At 64.8% G+C, this 25,566-nt stretch carries 28 protein-coding genes; 14 read left to right on the top strand and 14 right to left on the bottom strand.

Annotated elements, in window-relative coordinates; all coding sequences use genetic code 11:
• The first annotated feature begins 99 nt into the window (after positions 1-99).
• Positions 100-465, top strand: a complete 366-nt coding sequence (locus M2320_RS06780) for a hypothetical protein (protein WP_264596615.1) — start codon at positions 100-102, stop codon at positions 463-465.
• 190 nt (positions 466-655) lie between these two features.
• Here the strand turns inward: M2320_RS06780 and M2320_RS06775 are convergent, their stop codons facing one another.
• Positions 656-1,486: a glycosyltransferase family 2 protein gene (locus tag M2320_RS06775; RefSeq protein WP_264596614.1), complete on the bottom strand. Its 831-nt coding sequence runs from the start codon at positions 1,484-1,486 to the stop codon at positions 656-658.
• A gap of 57 nt (positions 1,487-1,543) precedes the next feature.
• Positions 1,544-1,882, bottom strand: a complete 339-nt coding sequence (locus M2320_RS06770) for a hypothetical protein (protein ID WP_264596613.1) — start codon at positions 1,880-1,882, stop codon at positions 1,544-1,546.
• Between the two features lie 129 nt (positions 1,883-2,011).
• Between M2320_RS06770 and M2320_RS06765 the strand changes: the two genes are divergently transcribed.
• Together M2320_RS06765 and M2320_RS06760 are read left to right on the top strand one after the other, a co-directional pair.
• Positions 2,012-2,905 carry a hypothetical protein gene (locus M2320_RS06765; RefSeq protein WP_264596612.1) on the top strand — a complete coding sequence of 298 codons (894 nt, stop codon included), beginning with the start codon at positions 2,012-2,014 and terminating at the stop codon, positions 2,903-2,905.
• An 84-nt stretch (positions 2,906-2,989) separates the two neighbouring features.
• Positions 2,990-3,475: a hypothetical protein gene (locus M2320_RS06760; RefSeq protein ID WP_264596611.1), complete on the top strand. Its 486-nt coding sequence runs from the start codon at positions 2,990-2,992 to the stop codon at positions 3,473-3,475.
• Here M2320_RS06760 and M2320_RS06755 read toward each other — a convergent pair.
• From M2320_RS06755 to M2320_RS06730, 6 genes are all read right to left on the bottom strand, one after another.
• A complete protein-coding gene (locus M2320_RS06755) occupies positions 3,459-3,815 on the bottom strand; it encodes a PilZ domain-containing protein (protein ID WP_264596610.1) in 357 nt (118 codons plus the stop codon). The genes M2320_RS06760 and M2320_RS06755 overlap by 17 nt on opposite strands.
• A gap of 108 nt (positions 3,816-3,923) precedes the next feature.
• Positions 3,924-4,463 carry an adenine phosphoribosyltransferase gene (locus tag M2320_RS06750; protein ID WP_184428823.1) on the bottom strand — a complete coding sequence of 180 codons (540 nt, stop codon included), beginning with the start codon at positions 4,461-4,463 and terminating at the stop codon, positions 3,924-3,926.
• 153 nt (positions 4,464-4,616) lie between these two features.
• On the bottom strand, positions 4,617-6,287 hold the full coding sequence (locus tag M2320_RS06745) for an MFS transporter (protein WP_264596609.1): 1,671 nt from the start codon (positions 6,285-6,287) through the stop codon (positions 4,617-4,619).
• A 28-nt stretch (positions 6,288-6,315) separates the two neighbouring features.
• Positions 6,316-6,843: a hypothetical protein gene (locus tag M2320_RS06740; protein ID WP_264596608.1), complete on the bottom strand. Its 528-nt coding sequence runs from the start codon at positions 6,841-6,843 to the stop codon at positions 6,316-6,318.
• 381 nt (positions 6,844-7,224) lie between these two features.
• On the bottom strand, positions 7,225-8,157 hold the full coding sequence (locus tag M2320_RS06735) for a ribose-phosphate pyrophosphokinase (protein WP_184428821.1): 933 nt from the start codon (positions 8,155-8,157) through the stop codon (positions 7,225-7,227).
• A 132-nt stretch (positions 8,158-8,289) separates the two neighbouring features.
• Positions 8,290-8,850: a hypothetical protein gene (locus M2320_RS06730; protein ID WP_264596607.1), complete on the bottom strand. Its 561-nt coding sequence runs from the start codon at positions 8,848-8,850 to the stop codon at positions 8,290-8,292.
• A 109-nt stretch (positions 8,851-8,959) separates the two neighbouring features.
• Between M2320_RS06730 and uvrC the strand changes: the two genes are divergently transcribed.
• On the top strand, positions 8,960-10,939 hold the full coding sequence (uvrC, locus tag M2320_RS06725) for an excinuclease ABC subunit UvrC (protein ID WP_264596606.1): 1,980 nt from the start codon (positions 8,960-8,962) through the stop codon (positions 10,937-10,939).
• Between the two features lie 218 nt (positions 10,940-11,157).
• Here the strand turns inward: uvrC and M2320_RS06720 are convergent, their stop codons facing one another.
• From M2320_RS06720 to M2320_RS06705, 4 genes are read right to left on the bottom strand one after another with little or no spacing between them, the layout of a single operon-like run.
• Positions 11,158-12,003: a DUF1186 domain-containing protein gene (locus M2320_RS06720; RefSeq protein WP_264596605.1), complete on the bottom strand. Its 846-nt coding sequence runs from the start codon at positions 12,001-12,003 to the stop codon at positions 11,158-11,160.
• A 9-nt stretch (positions 12,004-12,012) separates the two neighbouring features.
• Positions 12,013-13,368, bottom strand: a complete 1,356-nt coding sequence (locus tag M2320_RS06715; protein WP_264596604.1) for an ATP-binding protein — start codon at positions 13,366-13,368, stop codon at positions 12,013-12,015.
• Complete coding sequence (locus M2320_RS06710; RefSeq protein WP_184428817.1) at positions 13,365-14,081, bottom strand: response regulator transcription factor; 717 nt, start codon at positions 14,079-14,081, stop codon at positions 13,365-13,367. The genes M2320_RS06715 and M2320_RS06710 overlap by 4 nt, the downstream gene beginning before the upstream one ends.
• The gene (locus M2320_RS06705; RefSeq protein ID WP_264596603.1) at positions 14,078-14,563 is read right to left on the bottom strand and encodes a MarR family winged helix-turn-helix transcriptional regulator; all 486 of its coding nucleotides are present in this window, start codon (positions 14,561-14,563) and stop codon (positions 14,078-14,080) included. The genes M2320_RS06710 and M2320_RS06705 overlap by 4 nt, the downstream gene beginning before the upstream one ends.
• Positions 14,564-14,727: 164 nt before the next feature.
• On the opposite strand from M2320_RS06705, the gene M2320_RS06700 reads away from it, so the two are divergent.
• Positions 14,728-15,612 (top strand): branched-chain amino acid aminotransferase, encoded by an 885-nt coding sequence (locus M2320_RS06700; protein ID WP_184428815.1) that lies wholly within the window; start codon positions 14,728-14,730, stop codon positions 15,610-15,612.
• Positions 15,613-15,704: 92 nt separating this feature from the next.
• On the opposite strand, the gene M2320_RS06695 is transcribed toward M2320_RS06700, so the two are convergent.
• Positions 15,705-16,157, bottom strand: a complete 453-nt coding sequence (locus M2320_RS06695) for a GatB/YqeY domain-containing protein (RefSeq protein ID WP_184428814.1) — start codon at positions 16,155-16,157, stop codon at positions 15,705-15,707.
• 143 nt (positions 16,158-16,300) lie between these two features.
• Here M2320_RS06695 and carA point away from each other — a divergent pair, with 143 nt between their 5' ends.
• Positions 16,301-17,479, top strand: a complete 1,179-nt coding sequence (gene carA / locus M2320_RS06690; RefSeq protein WP_264596602.1) for a glutamine-hydrolyzing carbamoyl-phosphate synthase small subunit — start codon at positions 16,301-16,303, stop codon at positions 17,477-17,479.
• Between the two features lie 74 nt (positions 17,480-17,553).
• On the opposite strand, the gene M2320_RS06685 is transcribed toward carA, so the two are convergent.
• On the bottom strand, positions 17,554-18,006 hold the full coding sequence (locus M2320_RS06685; RefSeq protein WP_264596601.1) for a helix-hairpin-helix domain-containing protein: 453 nt from the start codon (positions 18,004-18,006) through the stop codon (positions 17,554-17,556).
• Positions 18,007-18,063: 57 nt separating this feature from the next.
• On the opposite strand from M2320_RS06685, the gene M2320_RS06680 reads away from it, so the two are divergent.
• The 8 genes from M2320_RS06680 (at position 18,064) to phoU (ending at position 25,557) form a co-directional block, all read left to right on the top strand.
• The gene (locus tag M2320_RS06680) at positions 18,064-18,465 is read left to right on the top strand and encodes a 2Fe-2S iron-sulfur cluster-binding protein (RefSeq protein ID WP_184428812.1); all 402 of its coding nucleotides are present in this window, start codon (positions 18,064-18,066) and stop codon (positions 18,463-18,465) included.
• A gap of 208 nt (positions 18,466-18,673) precedes the next feature.
• Entirely contained in the window at positions 18,674-19,753 is a 1,080-nt protein-coding gene (locus M2320_RS06675) for a lysylphosphatidylglycerol synthase domain-containing protein (RefSeq protein ID WP_264596600.1), read from the top strand.
• Positions 19,754-19,766: 13 nt separating this feature from the next.
• Positions 19,767-20,804, top strand: coding sequence for an ATP-binding protein (locus tag M2320_RS06670; RefSeq protein WP_184428810.1), 1,038 nt, complete (start codon positions 19,767-19,769; stop codon positions 20,802-20,804).
• 108 nt (positions 20,805-20,912) lie between these two features.
• A complete protein-coding gene (gene pstS, locus M2320_RS06665) occupies positions 20,913-21,959 on the top strand; it encodes a phosphate ABC transporter substrate-binding protein PstS (RefSeq protein WP_425540657.1) in 1,047 nt (348 codons plus the stop codon).
• Between the two features lie 195 nt (positions 21,960-22,154).
• Entirely contained in the window at positions 22,155-23,132 is a 978-nt protein-coding gene (gene pstC, locus M2320_RS06660) for a phosphate ABC transporter permease subunit PstC (RefSeq protein ID WP_184428809.1), read from the top strand.
• A gap of 34 nt (positions 23,133-23,166) precedes the next feature.
• Positions 23,167-24,006, top strand: coding sequence for a phosphate ABC transporter permease PstA (pstA, locus tag M2320_RS06655; protein WP_264596599.1), 840 nt, complete (start codon positions 23,167-23,169; stop codon positions 24,004-24,006).
• A 95-nt stretch (positions 24,007-24,101) separates the two neighbouring features.
• On the top strand, positions 24,102-24,845 hold the full coding sequence (pstB, locus tag M2320_RS06650) for a phosphate ABC transporter ATP-binding protein PstB (RefSeq protein ID WP_264596673.1): 744 nt from the start codon (positions 24,102-24,104) through the stop codon (positions 24,843-24,845).
• A 16-nt stretch (positions 24,846-24,861) separates the two neighbouring features.
• Positions 24,862-25,557 (top strand): phosphate signaling complex protein PhoU, encoded by a 696-nt coding sequence (phoU, locus tag M2320_RS06645; protein WP_184428806.1) that lies wholly within the window; start codon positions 24,862-24,864, stop codon positions 25,555-25,557.
• The last annotated feature ends 9 nt before the right edge of the window (positions 25,558-25,566 follow it).

Genomic DNA, 25,566 nt, shown 5'->3' with positions numbered 1-25,566 from the left:
CGCCTCAGGGTGAGGGCTACGCGATTGTTAGATATCAATCCCCCCCTCGCGGTGAGGAGGCTGCGCAGCAGCCTGCTGAGCTTGTCGAAGCATCGAACCATGGCCATCGGAACGGGCCTTTTTCAGCCTAGGCTTCTGGCCGCCGCGCTTTTCGCGCTCGGGGCGGGCGCGGCGGCCGCGCAGACGCCGGCGAACGATTTTCCCACCGAAGCGCGCGCCGATTATGTGTTCGCCTGCATGGCCGCCAACGGCCAGACGCCCGACGCCTTGAAGAAATGCGCCTGCTCGATCGACGTGGTCGCCTCGATCCTGCCCTACGACAAATATGTCGAGGCCGAGACCGTGCTGTCGCTGCGCCAGGGCGTGGGCCGTCAGGCCACCATGTTCCGCGCCGCCAATTTCGAGGAAATGGTCGCCGACCTGCGCCGCGCCCAGGCCGAAGGCGAGATCAGGTGTTTTTACTAGCAGGCTGCAGCGCAGCCTCCTCACCATGAGGGATTCCTTTATGTAAAACAATTGAGTAGCCCCTCACCCTGAGGAGCCCGCCTTGGCGGGCGTCTCGAAGGGCGGGGGCGGGCCACGGGTTTTTCAGCGGCCTGCTCGAGCGTTTTCCAGCGAAGCGGACGCCAGTTCGCGTGAAGAAAATGCGTTAAACCTAAGAGCGAGACAGGCGGCGGCGCAGGTCGGCGCATATCGGGCCGAGGTCGGGCAGCCAGGGCGTGACGCTGTCGTCGAGTTCGTCATTGAGGTCGTGGAAGTCGAACACGCCGTCGGTGTATTTGGCGAATTTGCCGGGATCGTCGGCGCCAAGGCTGGCGCGGCCGCGCGACCGCTTGACCGCATATTCCTCCCGGCTCTTGCAGAAATAATGGTTGACCTGGGCGACCGACCAGTCGACGTCGGTCGCCACGCCATGCGGCTCCATCTCCAGCGGCGCGCCATTGGCGAGCACCGCGCGGCCCCGGGTCAGCGAGGGCGCGTGCATGTGGATCTGGTCGACGCTGTCCGGCCGGAACAGGCTTTTGACATGGCGGTTGAGCGGCGACGCCTGGGTCGAGGCGCGGCGAAACCGCTCCATCACCGGGCGGGGTGAAAATTCCGTCGCGCCGGAAGAGCCGAACAGCCGCCAGTTCACGCCGATGCAGGCGACATCGGCCGGGAACGAGGCCAGAAAGCCGTTCACGCCGCCGCCGCGCTTGAGCACGAAAAACTCGTCGGCGTCGAGGAACATCAGCCAGTCCGTGCGGCAGTCGCGGGCGAAATGGATGTAGGCGGAGAGCTGCGGCGAGATTTCGGTGACCGGCCAGGGGATGTGCGCGTCAATGGCCCCGATGGCGCGCAGGCCGGCGAGCAGGCTGGCGGTCTCGTCGGTCGAGGCATTGTCATAGATGACGATCCGATCAAAACCGAGCATGCGATGCCAGGCGACCCATTCGACCAGATAGGGCGCTTCGTTCTTGACGATGGCGCAAAGCGTGGCGGACATGGGCGGCTCCGGCGGGTTGCCCAAGCGGAATAGCCCGCGCCGCGTCCGCGCTCAACCTTATTTCAGCAGCATCAGCCAGCGCTGGGTTTCGTCGGGCCGCGCCACCTCCAGCCGGCTCATGCCGATGTAGCGGACGATGCGCAGCTTGTCGCCCTTGGCGAAGCGCACGCATTGGCCGGTCTTTTCCTCCGTGTCCAGATAGGCTTCGGCGACGTCGCGGCTTTCGTCGACATAAAGCTCCACCCAGCGCTTCAGGGGATCGCCGGTCTTGCAGGCGAACAGCGGGAAGGTGAGTTCGCAAATGTCGCCGACGGCGCAGCGCACCTTGGGTTCGGCCTGGGCCGAAACGGGGAAGAGAAGCGCCGGCAGGGCTGCGAGCAGGAGCAACGGTCGCATGAGAGGTATCCGCATGGGTTTTCACGAAAATTAGGCGGCGAAACTCGCGCGAAGCCTGCGGCGCCGGCGGGGCGGTTGAACTTCGTGGAATTTACGTTAACGGTGACTGGCGATGGGGGAGGGGAGCGCATGGACCAGCCGGTCGACGTGGCGATGTCGGTCTACGGAAAACCGTTCCACACCGCCGTGACCCTGCTGAGCCTGCAGAAGCACAGCGGCGCCCATATCCACCGCATTTTCGTGCAGCTCGAACGCCAACAGCCGTTTGGCGCGCAGCCTGAAAAATTTCTGCCGCTGCTCGGCGACAAGATTGTTGTTTACCAGCCGCCGCTCTATCTCGGCTGGTCCCATGCCGATCCGCGCCGGCTCGGCGACCCCGCCTACCGGCAATCCGTGCGCTATCAATGGCCCTGGGAGACCAGCGATCGCGCAAAACTCTTCATCCTGCACAATGATTGCGTGTTCTTCGACGATGTGATCGGGCGCATGGGCGCGGTCATGGCGCGCGACGGCGTGGCGGGGGTCGGCGCCATCGGGCAGTGCTGGAACTGTCCCGCGCATCGCGCCGGCCGCTGCGACGGCGCGCGGCACGAGACGTTTCAGCCGAGCTATGAGGAGGCCTGCGCGATCGTGCGCGCCGATCCGGGGCCGCGGCTCACCGTGGAAAAAATCGACAAGATTTCGCCCATGCCCCTGTTGGAATGCCGCCTGAACGAATTCGCCTGCCTCATCGATCTCGCCCAGGCGCGGCCGGCGACCATGCCGTTCGGGCCCTGCCTGCCGTTCGGCTGGAACCGCACCGACATTGGCGTCGACTGGTTTCGCGGCATGCGGCTGCAAAAATTCCGCTTCGCCCATTGGGATTTGCGCGACGGGTTTGCGCATGGCCTGTTCTATGGCGAGAACGGCGGCCACCCCGCCGACAGCGACCGCGCCCTTTACGACAAGGGCGAAGCCGAGGCGCGCGCCTGGCTGGAGGCGCATTTTCCGGACGAAGCGGCGCTTTTGCGCGCCCTGGTCTGATCGCCGCTCATGCAACCAATGGCGCCGCCTCGCGTATAGGTTTGGGCGCAACCCATGCGCTTTTTCAAGAGAAGGCGTTTGACGATGTTCCGAATCTTCTTGCTCCTATTGGCGCCGGTCCTGGCCTCTTCCGCCCTCGCGGCCGAAAGCGCGCGCTTCATCGATGGCGTCTGGTCCGGAAAGGGCGCGTTCCAGATGGGCGACAAGATCGTGCTGTGCGGCGACGTCATGATGAAATTCAGCGGCGACGAGAAGACTTTTGTGGTCCGCGAGGCCTCCATGACCTGCGACGGCATGCCGCCGCAAAACTTCACCGAAGTCGACAGCTTTTCGCTCGCCGACGATGGCGAACTGACCTTCGAAAAAGGGGTGGCCACGCAGATCGCCGCCGGCACCAAGGTCGGCCGGGTGAAGGGCGCCCGTCTGACCATGCTCAATCCGATCGACGCCACGAAAATGGACGATATCGACATCCGCCTGTCCGGCGACACGCTGGTCTATAGCCAGATCGCCGGCGCGCCCGGCGTTCAGCCCGATTACGCCTTGTTGGCCTTCATGAAGAAGAAATAGGCGCCTCGACCGGCGGCGCCGGGAGGATGCGGGCGATCAGCGCCTTGCGCCGCGCATTGCTGACGCCGTCGAAAAAGCGCAGGCCGAGTTCGCCCTCGCCGATGCGCCGCACTTCGCATTCGATGGCGCGGTCGTCCTCCTTGACCGCGACCTCGATATGGGTCCCGACCCCCAGCGAGGGCGGCAGGGGATGGGTTTCCGTCGCGTCGATCACCAGGCGCAAGCCGTCATTGGAAATATCGGCGATGGTCGCGCGGATTTGCAGCTCGCCGTAGAAGATCACGGCCTCGACATGGTCGAAGATCTTGTGCCGGATGGAGGCGCGGCGCTCGTAACGCATCGGATGTTTTCCCCACCGCGCGGCGCGCGGCTTTCCTCCGATACGATTTTGCGCCCATTGGCTTGCGCGGAGCCGGACGGGACGCGCCCTGCGGCGCGTCCCCTAGGTTCAATGGCCTTCGAAGGCGACCAGCGAGCGCACCGGCACGTTCAGCGCGCCGAGCTGTTCGGCGCCGCCGAGTTCCGGCAGGTCGATGACGAAACAGGCGGCGACCACTTCCGCCCCCATCTGCCGCAGCAGCTTGATCGCGCCGCAGGCGGTGCCGCCGGTGGCGATCAGATCGTCGACGAGCAGGACCTTTTCGCCCGGCTTGATCGCGTCCGAATGCATTTCCATCTCGTCGACGCCATATTCCAGCGTGTAGGACATGGACACCGTGGTGTGCGGCAGCTTGCCCTTCTTGCGGATCGGAATGAAGCCGGCGGAGAGCTGGTGCGCCACGGCGCCGCCGAGAATGAAGCCGCGCGCCTCCATGCCGGCGACCGCATCGATTTTTTGCCCCGCGAAGGGTTGGACCAGTTCGTCCACCGCGCGCCGAAAAGCGCGGGCGTCGCCGAGCAGCGTGGTGATGTCGCGGAACAGGATGCCCGGCTTGGGATGGTCGGGGATGGTGCGGATGATGGACTTGAGATCTTGTTCGAAGGTCATTGTTCGATCCACGCGCTGAAACTCGGACGGCTTGCGCGGCGGCAAGCGGGATTTTGAAAAAGCACATGGCGCAGTAAGGGGAAAGCGAAAACAACGCCGCATCCCTCCGCATATCGTCACACTGCCTTTGTTTTGGGCAGGCGTCGCGGCGGCTCAGTCGATGGCGAAAATGTCGCGGTCCCGGGTTTCGGGGACGAGCAGCAGGCCGACGACAAAGGTCATCAGCGCGACGCCGATCGGATACCACAGACCGGAATAGATGTTGCCGCTGGCCGCGACCATGGCGAAGGCCAGCGGCGGCAGAATGCCGCCAAACCAGCCATTGCCCAGGTGATAGGGCAGGGCGACGGCGGTGCTGCGGATGCGGGTGGGGAAAAACTCCACCAGTTGCGCCGCGATCGGACCATAGGTCATGGCGCCCAAAATGATCAGCAGGGTCAGCAAGACCAAAACCTTGGGCTTGTCGACGCGGGCGGGGTCGGCGCGCAGCGGATAGCCGGCGGCGGCGATCGATTTTTTCACCTCCGCCTCGAAGGCGTCCCGCTTTTTCGCCATGTCCTCGCGCGGAAGACCGGCGCCCTCGAAGGCTGCGATCTCGGTCCGGCCTATGGCGACGCGCGCCAGCGCGCCGGCGGGGGCGGCCTCGTTGGCATAGCTGACGCCGGCATTGGCGAGCACGTTTTTGGCGACATCGCAGGAGCTGCGGAAATCGGCGTTTTCGACGGGATCGAACTGGAAGGCGCAAGAAGCGGGATCGGCGATCACCCGCACCGGCGCGGCGGCCTGCGCCTGCGCCAGAGCCGGATTGGCGGCGACGGTCAAACCCTTGAAAATGGGAAAATAGAGCGCGGCGGCGAGCAGGCAGCCGCCCAAAATGATCGGCTTGCGGCCGACGCGGTCCGACAGCCAGCCGAACAGGACGAAAAACGGCGCGCCGATCACCAGCGCCGCCGCCACCAGCAGATCGGCGGTGGCATGGTCCACCTTCAGCTCCTGGGTCAGGAAGAACAGCGCATAGAACTGGCCAGTGTACCACACCACCGCTTGCCCGGCGGTGCCGCCGAACAGCGCGATCAGCGCCATCCGCGCCGTGTTCCAATAGCCGAACGCCTCGAACAGCGGCCGGCGCGCGCCGCGATCATTGGCCTTCATCCGGCGAAACGCCTCGCTTTCCCGGAGTCTGAGGCGCATCCAGATCGAGGCCGCGAGCAGCACGAAGGACAGGAGAAAGGGAATGCGCCAGCCGAACGCCTCGAACTCCGCCTTTCCCAGCAGGCCGCGCACGCCGAGGATGACGATCAGCGACAGCAGCAGGCCGAGGCTCGCCGTCGTCTGAATCCAGGAGGTGTAAAAGCCGCGCCGGCGCTCCGGCGCATGTTCGCCGACGAACACCGCGGCGCCGCTGTATTCGCCGCCGAGCGCCAGGCCCTGGGTCATGCGCAGCGCCACCAGCATCATCGGCGCCGCAATGCCGACCGAGTCGAAATCCGGCAACAGCCCGATCAGAAAGGTGGAGGTTCCCATGATCAGGATGGTGAGGATGAAGGCGTATTTGCGCCCGAAGAGGTCGCCGAGCTGACCGAACAGCAAGGCGCCGAACGGACGCGCGGCGAAACCCGCGGCGAAGGTGAGCAGGGCCAGAATATAGGCGGCGGTCGGGTTGACGTTGGAATAGAAATTCTTGGCGATGGTCGCGGCCATCGAGCCATAGACAAAGAAATCGTACCATTCCACCACCGTGCCGGCCGAGGAGGCGACGATGACCCGCTTCTCCTGCGCGGTCATGGGACGGGCGTCCCGCTGTTCGAGAGCGGCCTCGGTCATCGCCTCTCCTCTCCCGCTTTTGCGTCGCTCAGCGATCGGCGGCTTCGAAATGCACGGCGTCGAACAGCAGCCAGAGATGAATGCGCGCGCAGCTGTCCCGCACCGCGCCCAAAGCGAACAGGGCGCCGAGCAGCGCGCCGGACAGGATGAGCAGCATGTCGTCGCCGTGCAGCCCGACCATGAGGGCGACGACGCCGACGACGAGACACGCCCAGCGCACCACGAGCGGCGCGGCATTGCGGTTGGCGAAGGATTGGCCCACCCGTCCGGAACTCGCCTGTTGCTCCGACCGCGTCGGCGCGCGGTCGAGGGTCGCGCAGCCGCGCAGCAGCACGGCGAGGGCGAGACGGTCGATCAGCCAGCCGCTCGCCAGCACCAGGAGGATCAGCAGGACGAGCGCGAGCGCCAAAGTCTGCGCCGTCAGCCGGCCGGAGCCCGACCAGGCGGGGCCCCAAAGCGCAACCACCGGCAGGAAGTAGACGGTGAACAAAGTGAGCGGAAGTTGCGCCCGCCATCGCGTCCAGCGGTCGAGGCTTTCGATGCGCCGCCCGGACACGCGGTAGCCTTTGCGCCTCGTCCCAAAAGGATAAAACAAACGTTGTTCGTCGCCATGGCCAAACCAGAGCGGGCGTCGCGCTGCAATCATCTGCTCCCCTTTCTGCCGAAGAGGAAAAGGGCGACGGATTCCAAATGACTCAGATCAAAGACATCCGTCACTCATGATGTTAGCAGGCTACGTCGAATATTTTGCGCGCTCAACCGCGCGGGGTCCTGTTTTGGCCCGGGCCGGCGTGCGATCTGCATAAGCGACTGAATTCTCCTCGCTTTCCCCGGATCATTTCTACGTGACATCTGTCGCGGCGCGCGCCGGCTTGCCGAGATCTTGTCGATCCTAACGCGATGCGTGCGCAGGAGACCCGGCACGCATCGCAAAGCCTCAGTTGAACAGGCTCGAAACGCTTTCTTCCTTGGCGGTGCGGTCGATGGCCTCGCCGATCAGCGGCGCGATCGAGACGACGCGGATGTTTTTTGCGACCCGCACGGCCTCGGTGGACTGGATGGAATCGGTGATCACCAGTTCCTTCAGTTTTGAGGAGGAAATGCGCGCCACCGCGCCGCCCGAGAGCACGCCATGGGTGATATAGGCGCGCACGTCCGCCGCGCCCACATTGAGCAAAGCTTCCGCCGCATTGCACAGGGTGCCGCCGGAATCGATGATGTCGTCGACGAGAATGCAGCTCTTGCCCTTCACTTCGCCGATGATGTTCATCACTTCGGATTCGCCGGCGCGCTCGCGGCGCTTGTCGACAATGGCGAGCGGGGCGTTGATGCGCTTTGCCAGCGCGCGCGCGCGAACGACGCCGCCGACGTCGGGCGACACCACCATCACATTGGACAGGTCCAGCTTGTCCTGGATGTCGCGCACCAGGACGGGCGCCGCAAACAGATTGTCGGTGGGGATGTCGAAAAAGCCCTGGATCTGGCCGGCGTGGAGATCGACGGTGAGCACGCGGTCGGCGCCGGCGCGGGTGATCAGATTGGCGACCAGTTTCGCCGAGATCGGGGTGCGCGGTCCCGGCTTTCTGTCCTGTCGGGCGTAGCCGAAATAGGGCATGACCGCCGTGATGCGGCGCGCGGAGGCGCGGCGCAGGGCGTCGATCATGATCAACGCCTCCATCAGATGGTCATTGGTGGGGAAGGAGGTCGACTGGATGACGAACGTGTCTTGTCCGCGCACGTTTTCGAGGATTTCGACGAAAACTTCCATGTCGGCGAAGCGGCGGACCTGACATTTGGTCAGGGGGACGCCGAGATAGGCGGCGATGGCCTCGCTCAGCGGCCGATTGGAATTGCCCGCAAGAATTTTCATGACGCCAGACATCTCGTGTCGTTACGTTGAAGTTGGCGGCGTCTTAGCAGCGCGACCGGCGATGAACAATGCCATAGCCGGATGCTGTCGCATTTTCGTTAAAGACTTGAAGTCGCACCTGGGATCGGCGGATCAGCGGATCGGCGCGTAGGACAGCGCCCGGGTCGGCGTGGATGGCATGGCCGCCAGCGCTTCCGGCGTGTTGGAGAGATAGGCCGCGACATCGTCGGCGCTGCGCTGGGCGAGGGCGGCGAGGGCGGCGGCGTCGACCAGCGACCACGGGTCGGGCGAGGCGCCCTTGATGGCGATTTCGTCGTTGAGTCGCTGGGCGCGATGCGCCTTGTTGTCGTAGATGTCCCAGACATAGGTGAGGCGGGCGCCGCCATTGTCGGGATAGGCGGAGATATAGCCGCGCGCGAGATAGCGGGCGCCCGCCGAATCGGTGAGGGCGACCTCCTGCTTGGCGGCGTCGGCGTTGAATTCGGCCAGGAATTTGGTCTTCAGCGGTTCGGGCGCGTCGAGCTGCGTGACCGCCAGCGTGGCGGGGCGGGGGCTCGCGCCCGAGGGGCTGATCACGCTATGCGTCGGGGCTTGCATCGTGGCGGTGGCGATGGGATCCATGTCGCCGCCGCATCCGGCGAGAAGAAGGGGAAGGGCCGCGAACAGGCGCAACACCGCTTTCGACTCGACCATACGCACTCCCTGAATCCCGCGTTGACGGTTTGTTAACCACAGTGCTAGCGGTAAAATCGCGCGAGGTCCAGAACCTGGATCAACATGCGGCAAATGCTGACTTTTGTTCATGATCCCGGACCCGGACACAGATCTTCCCGACACGCCCAATCTGGACGACGAAGACGACGCGGAGCTTGCGCCGGAAACGGCGCTCGAGCTTGATTTCGAGGCGTCTGAGAGCCCGGACGCGCTGAAGCGCGGCGTGCGCGCGATTCGCGACCACTGGAAGCATGCGCCCTCGGGGCCGGGCGTTTATCGCATGCTCGCCGAGGATGGCGCGGTGCTCTATGTCGGCAAGGCCAAGAGCATCAAAAAGCGCATCGCCTCCTATATGCGGGTGAGCGGCCACACCAACCGCATCGCGCGCATGATCGCGTTGACGGCGACCATGGTGTTCGCCTCGACCGAGACCGAGGTCGAGGCGCTGCTGCTCGAAGCCAATCTGATCAAGCAGCTCAAACCGCGCTTCAACGTGCTGCTGCGCGACGACAAGAGTTTTCCCTATATTCTGCTGACCAAGGACGAGCGCGGCGCGCAGATCGTCAAGCATCGCGGCGCCCGCGCGCGAAAGGGCGATTATTTCGGCCCGTTCGCCGGGGTCTGGGCGGTCAACAACACGCTGAACACGCTGCAAAAGGCGTTTTTGTTGCGCTCCTGCGAAAATTCGTTTTTCGACAACCGCACCCGGCCCTGCCTGCTGTTCCAGATCAAGCGCTGTTCCGGTCCCTGCACGGGCGAGATTTCGCCGGGCGATTATGACGAGCTGGTGCGCGAGGCCCGGGATTTTCTCTGCGGGAAATCGCGGGCGGTGCGCGAGCGGCTTGCGGCGGAAATGAACGCCGCGGCGGAAGAGCTGGAGTTCGAGCGCGCCGGGCGGCTGCGCGACCGCATCGCCGCTTTGGCCGCCATTCAGGCCCAGCAGGGGATCAATCCGCGCAACACGCCGGAGGCCGACGTGTTCGGCCTGCACGAGGAGGCCGGCGCGTTCTGCGTCGAGGCCGTGTTCATCCGCGCTTGCCAGAACTGGGGCAACCGCGCCTATTTTCCCCGCGCCGACAAGGTTTTGACGCCCGGCGAGGTGTTGGGGCCGTTCCTGGCGCAATTTTATGCCGACCGCCCGGCGCCGCGCTGCGTGCTGCTCTCGCATGAGATCGAGGAGGCCGAGCTTTTGGCCCAAGCGCTTTCCGCGAGAGCGGGGCATAAGGTCGAGGTCGTCGTTCCCAAGCGCGGCGAAAAGGCTGAGCTGGTCGGGCATGCGCAGCGCAATGCCCGCGAGGCCCTGGGCCGCAAACTCGCCGACGCCGCCAGCCAGCAGCGGCTGCTGGAGGCGCTTGGCGCCGCGTTCGGCATGGATAAGCCGCCGCGCCGGGTCGAGATTTACGACAATTCCCACATCATGGGCTCAGCCGCCATCGGCGCCATGGTGGTCGCGGGTCCACAAGGCTTTGTCAAAAACCAGTACCGCACCTTCAATATCAAGTCGGAGATCGCGCCGGGCGACGATTACGCCATGATGCGCGAGGTTTTGGGGCGGCGGTTTACCCGCATCCTGAAGGAGGGGGAGCCGGAGACCAACGATCCCGAGGCGTTTCCTCATAAGCCGGATCTGATCCTGATCGACGGCGGGCGCGGGCAGTTTTCCGCCACGCTGCAGGTGATGCGCGAGCTCGGGGTGGAGGGGATCACGCTGGCGTCGATCGCCAAGGGCGTCGACCGCGACGCCGGGCGCGAAACGTTTTTTGTCGAGGGGAAGGAGCCGTTTCGGCTGCCGCCGCGCGACCCCGCGCTTTATTTCGTGCAGCGCCTGCGCGATGAGGCGCATCGGTTCGCCATCGGCACGCACCGCGCCAAGCGGAAAAAGGAGTTTGTGAAGAACCCGCTCGATGAGATCGCCGGCATCGGGCCGGCGCGGAAACGGGCGCTGTTGCAGGCGTTCGGCACCGCCAAGGCGGTGGCCGGGGCGTCGCTCGCGGATTTGGAGAAGACGCCAGGGTTGTCCGCCGCGACCGCGAAGCTGGTCTATAACCATTTTCATGAGAAGGGGTGAGGCGCTGGGCGTCTCGCGAGGCGTCGCCGCGCGTCCCCTCGCCCCGCTTTAGCGGGGAGAGGGACAGGGTGAGGGGCTGGGGCATTGGCTTCAATGTCGTCAGACAAGTCGTTTGAATGCTTTCCTGACGACGTCGAGGGTCGCGACCCTGCCCCTCACCCCAACCCTCTCCCCGCTAAAGCGGGGCGAGGGAGAAGAGCGAGGCAGGGAGAGGGCGTTTACTCCTTCCCCAAACAACACTTCTTGAATTTCTTGCCGCTGCCGCACGGACACGGGTCGTTGCGGCCGACATCTCTAAACTTGTTCTCGGCGGGGGCGGGCGGGGCGAAATCCTCTTCGTCGACGTCGAAAACTTCTAAGGCCGCCACCGCGTCCTCGACCGGGCCGAGGCCGCGCTCCTTGAAAAAGCCGTCGCGGTCGGCGCGGGCGGCGCGCAGGTCGTCCTGGAAATCCTCGAAGGCCAGAATCGTGTTGTCCACCTGTTTCTGGCGGAAGGCGCGGGCGACCAGGGGCTCGAGATCGCCGAAACCCAGCAGCGCCACGCCCGCCTGCATGCCGTACCAGACCACATGGGTGTCGCGCGGCAAAAGGGTTTCGAACCAGCCTGAGAACTGGGCGCGCGTCTCCTCGACCGGGATGTCGCCCTTGTGGGTGAACCAGCTCAGCGCTTCAATCGCCGCGACCCGCGCCCATTCGTCGGCTTCCGGCGTCTCCACCAATTTCCGCAGCGTGGCGAAATCGCCGTCGCACAGGCTGATCAACAGGCTGGGCAGCGTTTCCGTCGCGCCGTCGCCGATCATATCGTAGAGCGGCTCGCCCTCCAGCGCCACCGAGACCAGCGGCGCGAAAGCCGCCGCATCGCGCTTTTCCGCGAGCAGATGCAGGCCGAAAAAGGCCTTTGAGGCGTTTTCCGGCGAGCGGTCGGCGCCCGAAGCATAGGCGTTGAGCGCGGACAGCAAGGGGTCGCGCGCCTCGCTCCAGCGCTGGCGCAGGGTCATCAGCGCATCCAGCGGAAAGGTTTCGGCGCCCGAGAGGTCGTCCAGCGCGATTTTGACCAGGTCCATGAATTCTCCTTAGACGGGGACCCGCACGCTGGCGCGCAGGCCGCCGAGCGGGGATGTGGAAAGATAGATGTCGCCGCCGTGCGAGCGGGCGATGTCGCGGGCGATGGCGAGGCCGAGGCCGGTGCCGCCCTCGTCCTGGTTGCGCGCCTCGTCGAGACGCACGAAGGGCCGAAAAACCTCCTCGCGCTTGTCCGCGGGAATGCCGGGGCCGTCGTCGTCGACGTGGATTTGCAGGAATTTGCGGTCGCAGGAGCCCTCGAGCGCAATGGTCTTGCCATGGCGCACGCCATTGACCAGCAGATTGGCGAGGCAGCGCTTGAAGGCGTCGGGGCGCACGGTGGCGATGGGCTCGCCGGCATAGGTGACATGGGTCTTGTGGCCGAGCCGCTCGGATTCCTGGCGCAGCATGTCGAGCAGGGCGGGGATGTTGGTCGGCGACGCCACTTCGCCGAGATCGCCGCGCGCAAAAGCCAGATAGGCCTCGAGCATGCGCTGCATTTCATTGACGTCGCCGGCCATGTCCTGGACTTCGGGTTCGTCGGGCAGCAGGGCGAGCGACAGTTTGAAGCGGGTGAGGATGGTGCGCAGGTCGTGGCTGACGCCATTGAGCATGGTGGTGCGCTGCTCGATGGCGCGCTCGATGCGGCGCTTCATTTCGAGAAAGGCGTAAGCGGCGCGGCGGACCTCGCGGGCGCCGCGCGGGCGGAACTCGACTTCGCGGCCCTTGCCGAACTCTTCGGCGGCGTCGGCCAGCGCCATGATCGGGCGGATCTGGTTGCGCATGAACAGGATGGCGACGACGATCAAGACCGCCGCCGTGCTCAACATCCAGACGATGAAAATATGGGTGTTCGAGGCATAGGCCTGGCTGCGCCGCGTCACCACGCGCAATATGCCGTCGCCGAGGTCGACGCGCACTTCGAGGAAATCGGATTGGCCCACCGTGTCGATCCAGAACGGCAGCGGGATCATCCGGCCGATCTCTTGGGACAGCGCGCGGTCGAGCAGCGAGAAGAACGGGCGGGGCAGGGCGGGCGGCAGCGGTCCCGGCGGTAAAATTTCGGCGTCGAAGCCGAAACGCTTGCGCGCGATCTCCTCGAGCTTGTCGCTGTCCTTGTCATAGGCGCCGAATTCGCGGTGGATGTCGATCAGCGCCGCTATGTCCTGGCTGACCGCATTGGACAGGCGAAAGGTGACGAGGCTCCAGTGGCGCTCCATGAACACGACCGTGATGGCCGCTTGCAGGATCACCATGGGCGCGATGACGATCAGCAGCGACCGGGCGTAGAGGCCCTTGGGCATCGCGCCCGCCAGCAGGCGCGCGAATTTTTGCCAGAGGGCGCGCAGTCGCCCGAAAACCGTCATCTTTCCGCCGCCAGCCGGTAGCCGATGCCGCGCACGGTTTGCAGCAGCAGGGGATTGGCGGGGTCTTCCTCGATCTTGCGGCGCAAGCGGTTGACCTGGACGTCCACGGTGCGCTCGTTGGCCGCCTCGCCGCCGCCCAGCGCCTCGCGCGTCACCGTTTCACCCGGGTTTTCGCTGAGGATGCGCAGCATGTCTCTTTCGCGCTCGGTGATGCGGATGATCTCGTCGCCTTTTTTCAGCTCGCCCCGGTCGGGATCGAAACAGAACTCGCCGAACCGGGCGGGATTGGGCGAGGCCGCCGTCGCCACCGGGCGCGAGCGGCGCAGCAGCGCGGCGACGCGCAGGGTGAGTTCGCGGACATCATAGGGTTTGGCCAGATAATCGTCGACGCCGGACTCCAGCCCCTTGATGCGGTCTTCCAGTTCGGCGCGGGCGGTGAGCATCAGGATCGGCGCCCGGCCGATCTCGCCCGCGTCGGCGCGCAGCCGCGCGGCGAATTGGTAGCCGTTTTCGCCGGGCATCATCACGTCGAGGATGATCAGGTCGAAATGCAGCAATTTTAAATGCGCGCTGGCGTCCTCGGCGCTGGTGGCGGAGGTGACGCGATAGCCCTCGCGCTGCAGCACGCGCGACAGCAATTGCCGGATGCGGCGGTCGTCGTCGACCAGCAGCACATGCGGCGCGTCGTCCTGCGGGGTCGGAATTTCCGTCATGCGCCGTCCCCCGCATCGCTGATGGCGGCCAGAAACGCCGCGCCCTGGGCTCGGGCGCCGGCGGGCAGTTTTTCCAGGGCGCGGGCGAACCGGCGCGTTTGCACCTGCGCGATCTCCTGCGCCAAAGCGTGGCCTTTGTCGGTGGCGTGCAGCAGGCGCTGGCGCCGGTCGGCGATGCCCGGGCGCTGCTCGATATAGGCGCCGTCGAGCAATTCCTTCAGCACGCGGCTGAGGCTCTGCTTGGTGATTTTCAGGAGGTCGAGCAGTTCGGCGACGGACAGGCCGGGGCGGCGGTCGACGAAATAGAGCACGCGGTGATGGGCGCGGCCGAAATTATAGCGCAGCAGCAGCCGGTCGGCGTCGCCGACGAAATCGCGATAGGCGAAGAACAGGGCTTCGATGAGGTCGAACATCGGCTCGGCCGCCGGCTGCTCCACGGGCGGGGGCGGCGGCGCGGTCTGGCGCTGCAAGGCCTGGTCCATCACATCCCTTCCCGGCGCTAAATATGTCAGCTCTATTGACATATTTCAGGTCGGTTGCTACTCGTCAAGCTTCCCCCGAGCGGCGATCGATGCCGGCGCAGGCCGTGTTTCCCTCAAAAAGCCGCCCATATTCAAAATTCCCGGCAGTTTTGCAGGAGCGCGACATGTCCGTTTTGCCTTTCGACCAGCGTGATGGCTTCATCTGGAAAAACGGCGAGATGGTCCCGTGGAAGGACGCCAAGCTGCATGTCCTCTCCCACGGCCTGCATTACGGCTCCTGCGTGTTCGAAGGCGAGCGCGCTTACAATGGCGTCATCTACAAGTCCCGCGAACATTCCGAGCGGTTTAAAAAATCCGCTGAATTGCTGGATTTCGAAATCCCCTATTCCGTGGACGAGATCGAGGCGGCCAAGGTGGCGACGCTGGAGAAGAACGGCCTGAAGAACAGCTATGTGCGCCCGGTGGCGTGGCGCGGTTCGGAAATGATGGCCGTGGCCGCCCAGAACGCCAAGATTCACGTCGCCATTGCGGTGTGGGACTGGCCGTCCATGTTCGACATCGCCACCAAAATGAAGGGCATCAAGCTCGACATCGCCGAATACCGCCGCCCCGATCCGGCCTGCGCGCCCTGCGCCTCCAAGGCCGCCGGTCTCTACATGATCTGCACGATTTCCAAACATCGCGCGGAGCGGCGCGGTTATGCCGACGCCATGATGCTCGACTGGCAGGGCCGCGTCGCCGAATGCACCGGCGCCAACATCCTGTTCACCAAGGATGGCGAGATTCACACCCCGCTCGCCGATTGCTTCTTGAACGGCATCACCCGGCAGACCGTGATCGGCCTCGCCCGCGACAAGGGCATCAAGGTCAACGAACGCCGCATCCTCCCCGAGGAGCTGTCGAGCTTCGAGGAATGTTTTATCGTCGGTACGGGCGCGGAAGTGACGCCGGTCGCCGAGATCGGGCCGTATAATTTCGTGCCCGGCGCCATTTCGCGCACGCTGGTCGAGGCTTACGCCGCCGAAGTGCAGCCGAAGGTGCTGGCGTAAAGCTTGCGCTGGGCGGGCGGCCGTAAGGTTCGCCCGCAATGACGGCATCAAGGACTTCGGCGTCGCCGTCGAAGTCCATTCTCGCTCTTTGATTATCCAGCCAGGGCGGCCTTCACCAGGCCGCTGACCTTGGCAAAGTCCATCTTCCCCGCATGCGCCGCCTTGAGCGCCGCCACCACTTTGCCCATGTCCTTGATCGAGCTCGCGCCCGTCTCGGCGATGGCGGCCTTGATGGCTTCCGCCACTTCCGCCTCGCTCAGCGGCTGCGGCAGGAAGGTGGAGATGACGGCGATTTCCTCGCGCTCCTGCTGCGCCAGTTCCGGGCGGCCGTTCTGCTCGTAGATCGTCATCGATTCCTGGCGGCTCTTCACCAGCTTCTGCAGCAGCGCCAGAATCTCGTCCTCGCCGACCTCCTTGCCGGAGGTGCGCGCCTCGATGTCCTTGTCCTTGAGCGCGGCGGTGATCATGCGGATCGTGTCGACGCGGCGCTTGTCGCCCGCCTTCATCGCGGTCTTGAGTTCGGCCGTAAAAGTTTCACGCAGCATTTTGGGGCTTCCCGCTGGTCAGCATTGACGATTGCGCCTCGAATGCCTAGGTTGCCGGCGGATTTCAACCCCCGTGAAGGAAAAACGCCGCTTTCGTCGCCCGCGAAGGCGGCGCGTGCGCGCGAACAGAAAAGAAAACGCAGATGACCGAACAGACTGGCTGGACCAAGCCCACCCCGACCGCCTTGCTCGTTCTTGCGGATGGAACGGTGATCGAAGGCTTCGGGTTCGGCGCGACGGGGGTCGCGGTCGGCGAAGTCTGTTTCAACACCGCCATGACCGGCTATCAGGAAATTCTGACCGATCCGTCCTATGCCGGGCAGATCGTCACTTTCACCTTCCCGCATATCGGCAATGTCGGCGCCAATGCCGAAGACGTCGAGACCGTGGATATGGCGCGGGTCGAAGGCGCGCGCGGCCTGATCGTGCGGGCGCCCGTGACCGATCCCTCCAATTTCCGTTCGCAGGACCATTTGGACGCCTGGCTGAAGGCGCGCAACATCATCGGGTTGTCGGGCGTGGATACCCGCGCCCTGACCGCGCTGATCCGCGAAAAGGGCATGCCCAACGCCGTGATCGCCCATGATCCCGACGGCAAGTTCGACCTCGACGCCTTGAAGAAGCAGGCGGCGGCCTGGCCCGGCATTGACGGCATGGATTTGGTCCCCGGCGTCACGTCGCAAAAAGATTTTTCCTGGGCCGAGACCACCTGGAGGCTCGGGGCTGGCTATGGCGCTCAGGAAAAAACCGCCTACAAGGTCGTGGCGCTCGATTTCGGCGTGAAGCGCAACATTTTGCGCCTGCTGGCGGAAGCCGGTTGCGAGGTCAAGGTCGTGTCCGCGACCACGCCGGCGGAAGAAATTCTGGCGCTCAAGCCCGATGGCGTGTTCCTGTCCAACGGCCCCGGCGATCCCGCCGAAACCGGCAAATATGCCGTGCCGACCATCCGCAAGATTTTGGATGCGAAAATCCCGACGTTCGGCATCTGCCTGGGCCATCAGATGATGGCGCTGGCCGTGGGAGCCAAGACCGCGAAAATGCACCAGGGCCATCACGGCGCCAATCATCCGGTCAAGGATTTTACGACGCAAAAGGTCGAGATCGTCTCGATGAACCACGGGTTTGCCGTGGACCCGAACAGCCTTCCGGCCAATGCTGTCGAAACCCATCGCTCGCTGTTCGACGGATCGAATTGCGGCATCGCGCTCACCGACCGCCCGGCCTTTTCCGTGCAGCACCATCCCGAGGCCTCGCCCGGGCCCCAGGACAGCCATTACCTGTTCGCGCGATTCGTCGAGATGATGAAGGCGCGGGCGGCGTAAGACGGACGAACTCTGGCCGCTGCGCGGCCACCTTCTTCCGCCCATCGCCAACGGGTCGCGGGGAGGGGGCGCCGTCACTTCAAGGGAAAATCGCCGCGGGCCTTGCGGGCTTTCGTGAACGCCCACCAGTCCAAGGCCTCGCCTGTTTTCGCCTGATGGATCGCCGCCGCGAAGACGTCGTGGACGCAGGGGTCGTGCCTGCGCCCCGTCGCCTGACAGAGCCGGAGGTAAAGGCTGTCGGCGTCCTGATCCGCGAGTTGGCTGATGCTGGTGACGCCCAGCAGGCTGAAATCGGCCAAGGCCGCCTTGCCGACATTGCGCAGTCGCGCCAGAGAGTCCCGGTCTGCTTCGGGCGGCATGGCGTTGTTCCTGATTTGTTTTAGTCTGGCATGGCTGGCCACGCGGCGCAAGTCCTCCGACAGCGCCGTCGCGGCGCCAACAAAACTGTCGGCTTCGCCTCTTCCGTGAAACAGCCGCGACACATCGTCGCCGCCAAAATCCCTCCAGATCAAATTTCGCAGGGGCATGGTCCTTGCTGACCGCCGCGCGGGGACTTTTGTCTCCTCAAACCCGAGGGCAAACCAATGGCCAATGTGACTTTTACCTCGCCGAAACTGTCTCGCGATGTGACCGTCTACGCCGTGGCGGGAGCGCGCGGCACGCTGCTCGATCTCGCCAAGGAGCATAAGGTTCCGATCCCCTACGACTGTCAGGACGGCGAATGCGGCTCCTGCCTGTGCGAGGTGACGATCCTGAGCAAGACGCCCCACGCCATTTCCCTGACCGAAAAGGAAAAGGAAGTGTTGAAGCAGCTCGGCAAGATTTCTCACCAGGAAGTCGACAATGCCGAGGTTAACGACATGCCGCCCCACTACCGGCTCGCCTGCCAGTACATCATTCGCGACGAGGATATTGTCGTGAAGTTTGATGGCGACGAGACGGTTCCTGTGAAGATCGTCAAGTCGTCGGCTACGGTCATCAGCTGATCGTGGCCTGAAACCCTGAGGGACAGGCGCCGGTCGCGGCTGGAGACAGTTTTGTGACCGGCGCCGATGCGCCTCTTGACCGTTTTATGACCGGCGCCGATGCGCCGCCCGCTTTCAGGATAAGCTTGCCGAACCTCCTCCGGCGCCCTAAATCAACCCGAAACGTCCGGCGGCCGTTCGGACAAACGGCAGTTGGGCTATGGAGCGGATGGGCAGCGATTACGTGGAGGATGCCGGCCCACACGAGGGAAGCCCGGAAGCGGATGCGCGCACGCAAACGCGTCGCGATCTCGCGCCGCTCCCCGCCAAAAAGGTCTTGAGCCAGAAGGTCAAGGCGCTGATCGGCGCGGGGGCCAGCCTGCTGCTGGTGATCGTCGCCTTCTTCGTCCTGTCGCGCACGCTCGCCAACCTCAACCTTTCCGAATTGCGCTCGGGCATTGCCGCGACCTCGTTCGGCCAGATCGCGCTCGGCCTGCTGTTCACCAGCTTCTCCTATCTGATGCTGACCGGCTATGACGCCATCGCCTTGAAGCAATTGCGGCTGAAAGTGCCTTACAAGACCACGGCGCTGGGCTCGTTCACCTCTTATGCGGTGTCGTTCACGCTCGGTTTCCCGATCTTCACCGGCGGCACCGTGCGCTACTGGATCTATTCCCGCGCGGGGGTGAAGCCGGGGAAAATCGCCAGCCTGACCGTGGTCGCCGGCGTCACCTTCTGGCTGGGCATGGCCGTGGTGATCGGCTTCGGCCTGTTGGTCGAGGCCGAATCGATTTCGGAAATCAATCAGTTCGCCGTCTGGCTGAACTGGCTGATCGGTCTCGCCGTGGTCGGCGCCGTCGGCTATTACCTCTATTGGGTGTCGGTGCAACCGCGCCGCGCCAAGCTGCAGGGTTTCCTGTTCGAATTGCCCGGCCTCGGGCTGACGCTCGGCCAGATGACGCTCGGCGTGCTCGACCTCTGCGCCGCCGCGGCCGTGCTCTATGTGCTGCTGCCGAGCCATGAGGGGCTGGATTTTTTCACCTTCGCCTCCGTCTATGTGTTCGCTTGCCTGCTCGGCATTGTCAGCCATGCGCCCGGCGGCATTGGCGTGTTCGAGGCGACCATGCTCAAGGCGCTGCCGGCGCCCTCGCAGGAGGCGCTGCTGGCCTCGCTGCTGATGTTCCGCATTCTTTATTATGTGATCCCGTTCGTGCTCGCCCTGGTTCTGCTGGGCGCCACCGAGGGCGGACGCCGCTGGGACGAGCTGCGCGAAGCCATGAACCGGGCCGAGGGCGGCGACGACCGCTAAAGGATTGCGCGCCATGACCAAGACCGCTGGCGCCGTGATTTCCGCCTTGATCGAAGCCATGCCCGAGCCTGTGCTGGTGATCGGCGACACCGCGCGGCTGGTCGCGGCCAATGCGCCGGCCCGGGCTTTGTTTCCCAATCTGCGCCTGGACGCGCCGCTTCTGTCCTCGATCCGCGCCGTCGATCTCCATGACGCCATCGCCAAGGTTTTGGCCGGCGGCCCCGCCGAAGACATTTCCTGGCTGACGCTCGCGCCGGTCGAGCGGGTGTTTCAGGCCCATGTCGCGGCTTTTGACGCCGGCGAGGCGCGTTTCGTCGCGGCGACGCTGCATGACGCGACCGAAGCCCGGCGGGTGGAGCGCATGCGCGTCGATTTCGTCGCCAACGCCAGCCACGAATTGCGCACGCCGCTCGCCTCGCTGCTCGGTTTTGTCGAGACCCTGCTGGGGCCGGCGCGCGACGACGCCGCCGCGCGCCAGAAATTTCTCGAGATCATGCTGCAGCAGGCGCGGCGCATGGCGCGGCTGGTCGACGACCTGCTGTCGCTGTCGCGAATCGAGCAGACCCTGCATGTGCAGCCGCGCGCGGCGGTCGATCTCGCCGATGTCGCCCGGCAGGTCTGCGACGCTCTGTCCCAGCTGGCGCGGGACAACCGGGTCGAGTTGGTGATCGAGGTCGAAAAAACCGTGGTGCGCGGCGACCGCGACGAACTTTTGCGCGTCGCCGAAAATCTGATCGAGAACGCCATCAAATATGGCGCGCCCGAACCGGGGCAGGACGACCGCAAGGTCTGGGTGTCGGTGGCGCCGCGCGAGGGAATGGGCGCGCTGGCGGTGCGCGACGAGGGGCCGGGCATCGCGCCCCAGAACATTCCGCGCCTCACCGAGCGTTTTTATCGCGTCAATGTCGGCCAGAGCCGCGCCAAGGGCGGCACCGGCCTCGGCCTCGCCCTGGTCAAACATATTTTGGCGAGGCATCGCGGACGGCTGCGCATTCAATCGGCGCTGGGCGCCGGCGCGACCTTTACCGCGACCGCGCCGCTTCACGATTAGGCGAGCGCCGGACGCTGTCACGAAACTGTCGTCTCACTGTCGTAGATGACCCCCGCGCCCAACGCGCAGGCCGGGGGATGCCCCGGCGGTTCCTCCCAAGAGGCTGAAATGACGAAATTCCTGATGCGCTCTGTGTTCGCTGCCGCCGTGGCGACCGCCGCCGCTCCCGCGCTCGCCGCCGACATCTCCGGCGCGGGCGCCACCTTCCCCTATCCGATCTACGCCAAATGGGCCGACGCCTACAAAACCCAGACCGGCAATGGCCTGAACTACCAGTCGATCGGTTCGGGCGGCGGCATCAAGCAGATCATCGCCAATACCGTGACCTTCGGCGCCACCGACAAGCCGCTGAAGGCGGAAGAACTGGCCAAGAACGGCCTGGTTCAGTGGCCGCAGGTGATGGGCGGCATTGTGCCGATCATCAACATCGAAGGCGTCGGCAGCGAGCAGCTGGTGCTCGACGGCCCGACCCTGGCGAAGATTTTCCTCGGCGAAATCAAGGCCTGGAACGATCCGGCGATCGCCAAGCTGAACCCGAAGCTGAAGCTGTCCGAGACCCCGATCGCGGTGGTCCATCGTTCGGACGGCTCGGGCACCACCTTCAATTTCACCGATTACCTCGCCAAGGTGTCGGCGGACTGGAAGTCCAAGGTCGGCTCCGACGCCGCCGTGGAATGGCCGGTCGGCCTCGCCGCCAAGGGCAATGAAGGCGTCGCCAACACGGTCACCAACACCAAGGGGTCGATCGGCTACGTCGAATACGCCTATGCCAAGCAGAACAAGATCGCCTTCGCCGATCTCGTCAACAAGGACGGCAAGCGCGTCGGTCCCACCGTCGAAGCTTTCCAGGCGGCCGCCGCCAACGCCGATTGGGCCAAGAACCCCGGCTATTATCAAATCCTGACCGACCAGCCCGGCGCGAAATCCTGGCCGATCACCGCCGCCACCTTCATTCTGGTGCACAAGCAGCCCAACGATGCCGCGGCGGTCGGCGAAGCGCTGAAATTCTTCGACTGGGCGTTCAAGAGCGGCGCCAAGGATGCGGAAGCGCTGGACTACATTCCCATGCCCGACAATGTCGTCGGCCTGATCCGCAAGACCTGGGCGGCCGACATCAAGACCGCCGAGGGCAAGCCGGTCTACGAAGGCAAGTGATTTGTCGGGGGCTTCCGCCCCCGGCCAACCCGTGGACCACCCAAACGAGCGTTCGCTAGAACGCCCGTCTGGCGACGGGCTTTCGCCTTCGAGACGGCCCCTGACGGGGCCTCCTCAGGGTGAGGGTTACTGGGTATAGAGAAATCCCTCATGGGGAGGCGCGCCTCGAACCATGGCCATCAAGACGGGATTACAATGTCGGACTCCACTGCGTCGCTTGTCGGCGACGCCCGCACGCGGGCGCTCAAACGGTTTAATCTGGGCGACCGGGCGTTTCACCTGATCACCAAAAGCGCGGCGGTCGCGGTGCTGCTGCTGCTCGGCGGCGTCATCGCCTCGCTGATTCACGGCTCCGCGCCGGCGCTGAGCGAATTCGGCTTCGGCTTTCTCACCTCGGAGGCCTGGAACCCGGTCACGGAAAAATTCGGCGCCGCGCCCGCCATTTACGGCACGCTGCTGACCTCGTTCATCGCCTTGCTGATCGCCGCGCCCGTCGGCTTCGGCATTGCGGTGTTCCTGACCGAAATCTGCCCGTTCCCGCTGCGCCGGCCGATCGGCATCGCCATCGAGCTGCTCGCCGGCATCCCGTCCATCATCTACGGCATCTGGGGCATGTTCGTGCTCGCGCCGGTGCTGCAGGCGACCTTGCAGCCCTGGCTGATCGCCGGTTTCGCCGACATTCCGATCCTCAACGACCTGTTCGCCGGGCCGCCCTATGGCATCGGCATTTTCACGGCTTCGATCATCCTGTCGATCATGATCCTGCCGCTGATCGCCTCGATCTCCCGCGACGTCTTCGCCACCGTGCCGACCGTGCTCAAGGAAGCGGCCTTCGGCGTCGGCTGCACCCGCTGGGAAGTGGTGCGCCGGATCGTCATGCCCTACACCGGCGCGGGTCTGGTCGGCGGCGTCATGCTGGCTCTGGGCCGGGCGCTGGGCGAGACCATGGCGGTCACTTTTGTGATCGGCAACGCCCACAAGATTCACGCCTCGATCCTCGGGCCGGGCACCACCATTTCGGCGACCATCGCCAATGAATTCACCGAGGCCGATGGCGTGCTCTACACCTCCTCGCTGATCGCGCTGGGTCTGGTGCTGTTCGTCATCACCTTCATCGTGCTGGCGGCGTCGCGGCTGATGCTCGCCCGGCTCAAGCGACAGGAGGGCCGCTGATGGCGGACCGTCTTACTGAGAAGGAGGGCCGCTGATGTCTCTCGCATCGATTCGCAAGGCGCGCAGCGCCATCGCCATGGGGGCCTGCATCGGCTCCGCCGTGCTCGGCATCGCCGCCCTCGCGCTGATCCTCGGCGCGCTGCTGTGGAACGGGTTTTCGAGCCTCAACCTCGACGTCTTCGCCAAGATGACGCCGCCGCCGGGCGCGTCCGGCGGTCTGCTCAACGCCATCGTCGGCTCACTGATCATGACGATCATGGGCGTCGCCATCGGCGCGCCGCTCGGGCTGCTCGCCGGGACCTATATGGCGGAATATGGCCGCTATTCGAAGCTCACGACCTTGGTGCGCTTCATCAACGACATCCTGCTGTCGGCGCCGTCCATTGTCATCGGCCTGTTCGTCTACGAGATCACCGTCTTGCAGATGGGGCATTTTTCGGCCTACGCCGGCGCGCTCGCTCTGGCGCTGCTGGTGGTTCCGGTGGTGGTGCGCACCACCGAGGACATGCTCAATCTCGTGCCCGGCGGGTTGCGCGAGGCGGCCATCGCCATGGGCCTGCCGCGTTCGCTGATCATCCGCCACATCGCCTATAAGGCGGCGCGCGCCGGCCTGATCACCGGCCTGCTGCTGGCGGTCGCCCGCGTCTCCGGCGAGACCGCGCCGCTGCTGTTCACCGCGCTGAACAACCAGTTCTTCAGCACCAATCTCAACGCGCCCATGGCGAGCCTGCCGGTCGTCATCTTCCAGTTCGCCATGTCGCCCTACAAGGATTGGCAATCTTTGGCCTGGGCGGGCGCGCTGCTCATCACCACCGCCGTGCTCGTGCTGTCGATCGGCGCGCGCATCCTCGGCGCTCAGAAAACATTCAAGTGAGTCGTCCCATGAACGAAGCTTTTCACAACGAGTCCAGGCCGAACGCGGAAGCGCTGGGCGACGCCAGCGGCTTCTTCCCGGCGCTGCCGGAAAAAATGTCGGTGCGCAATCTCGACTTTTTCTACGGCGACCACCGCGCGCTAAAGAGCGTCAGCGTGCCGCTTTTTGATCGGAAGGTGACGGCCTTCATCGGCCCGTCGGGCTGCGGCAAGTCCACGCTGCTGCGCGTGCTCAACCGCATGTACGACCTCTATCCCGGCCAGCGCGCGGTCGGAAACGTGCTCCTGGACGGCGAGAACGTGCTCGATCCCAAGCTCGACGTGAATGCTCTGCGCGCGCGCGTCGGCATGGTCTTTCAAAAACCGACGCCGTTCCCGATGACCATTTACGAGAACATCGCCTTTGGCGTGCGGCTCTACGAAAAGCTCGGCAAAGCCGACATGGACGAGCGCGTCGAAAAGGCGTTGCGCGGCGCCGCCATCTGGGACGAGGTCAAGGACAAGCTCAACGCTTCCGGCCTGTCGCTGTCGGGCGGCCAGCAGCAGCGCCTGTGCATCGCCCGCACCGTGGCGATCCAGCCGGAAGTCATCCTGTTCGACGAGCCCTGCTCGGCGCTCGACCCGATCTCGACCGCCAAGATCGAGGAATTGTTCGACGAATTGCGCTCCGAATATACGATCGCCATCGTCACCCACAACATGCAGCAGGCGGTGCGCGTCTCCCAATATACCGCCTTCATGTATCTCGGCGAAATGGTCGAGTTCGGCGAGACCGACCAGATTTTCCAGACGCCGCGCGAAATCCGCACCCAGGATTACATCACCGGCCGCTTCGGCTGATCTTCGAGAGAGTGTTATGGCCGAACATACCGTCAAATCCTTCGACGCCGAGCTGGAACTGCTGGGGCGCCATATTTCCGAAATGGGCGGCATCGCCGAAAAGATGCTCGCCGACGCCATGGACGCGCTGGCCAATATGAACGCCGAACTGGCGCAGCAGGTCATCGCCGTCGACCCCCGGCTCGACGCCTTGCAGCGCACTGTGGAGGAGGAAACCGTCTCGATCATCGCGCGGCGCCAGCCGGTCGCGGTGGACTTGCGTGAAATCGTCGGCGCCTTGCGCATTTCCAGCGATCTCGAGCGCGTCGGCGATCTCGCCAAGAATATCGCCAAGCGCACGGTCAAGATCGCCGGGGAAGGCCGGGTGCCCCGCGCCATCGGCGGCTTGCGCGGCATGCACGATCTCGCCGTGGTCCAGCTCAACGACGTGCTCGACGCCTATGCGCAGCGCGACGCCGAACGGGCGAAAACCGTGTGGGTGCGCGACGCCGAACTGGACGCGCTGGAGGATGCGGTGTTCCGCGAACTCCTGACCTATATGATGGAAGACCCGCGCAACATCACCTTTTGCACGCATCTGCTGTTCTGCTCGAAGAACCTCGAGCGGGTCGGCGACCACACCACCAATATTGCGGAAACCGTCTATTACATCGTCGGCGGACGGCCTCTGCCGACCGACCGGCCGCGCGGCGGCGCGACCGCGGCTGCCTGATCCGGGGGG

This window comes from Rhodoblastus acidophilus, assembly GCF_025961575.1.
Lineage (GTDB): Bacteria > Pseudomonadota > Alphaproteobacteria > Rhizobiales > Beijerinckiaceae > Rhodoblastus > Rhodoblastus acidophilus_C.
The sequence above is the reverse complement of the archived record's forward strand: the minus strand, read 5'-3'. Positions and strand labels throughout refer to the sequence as shown.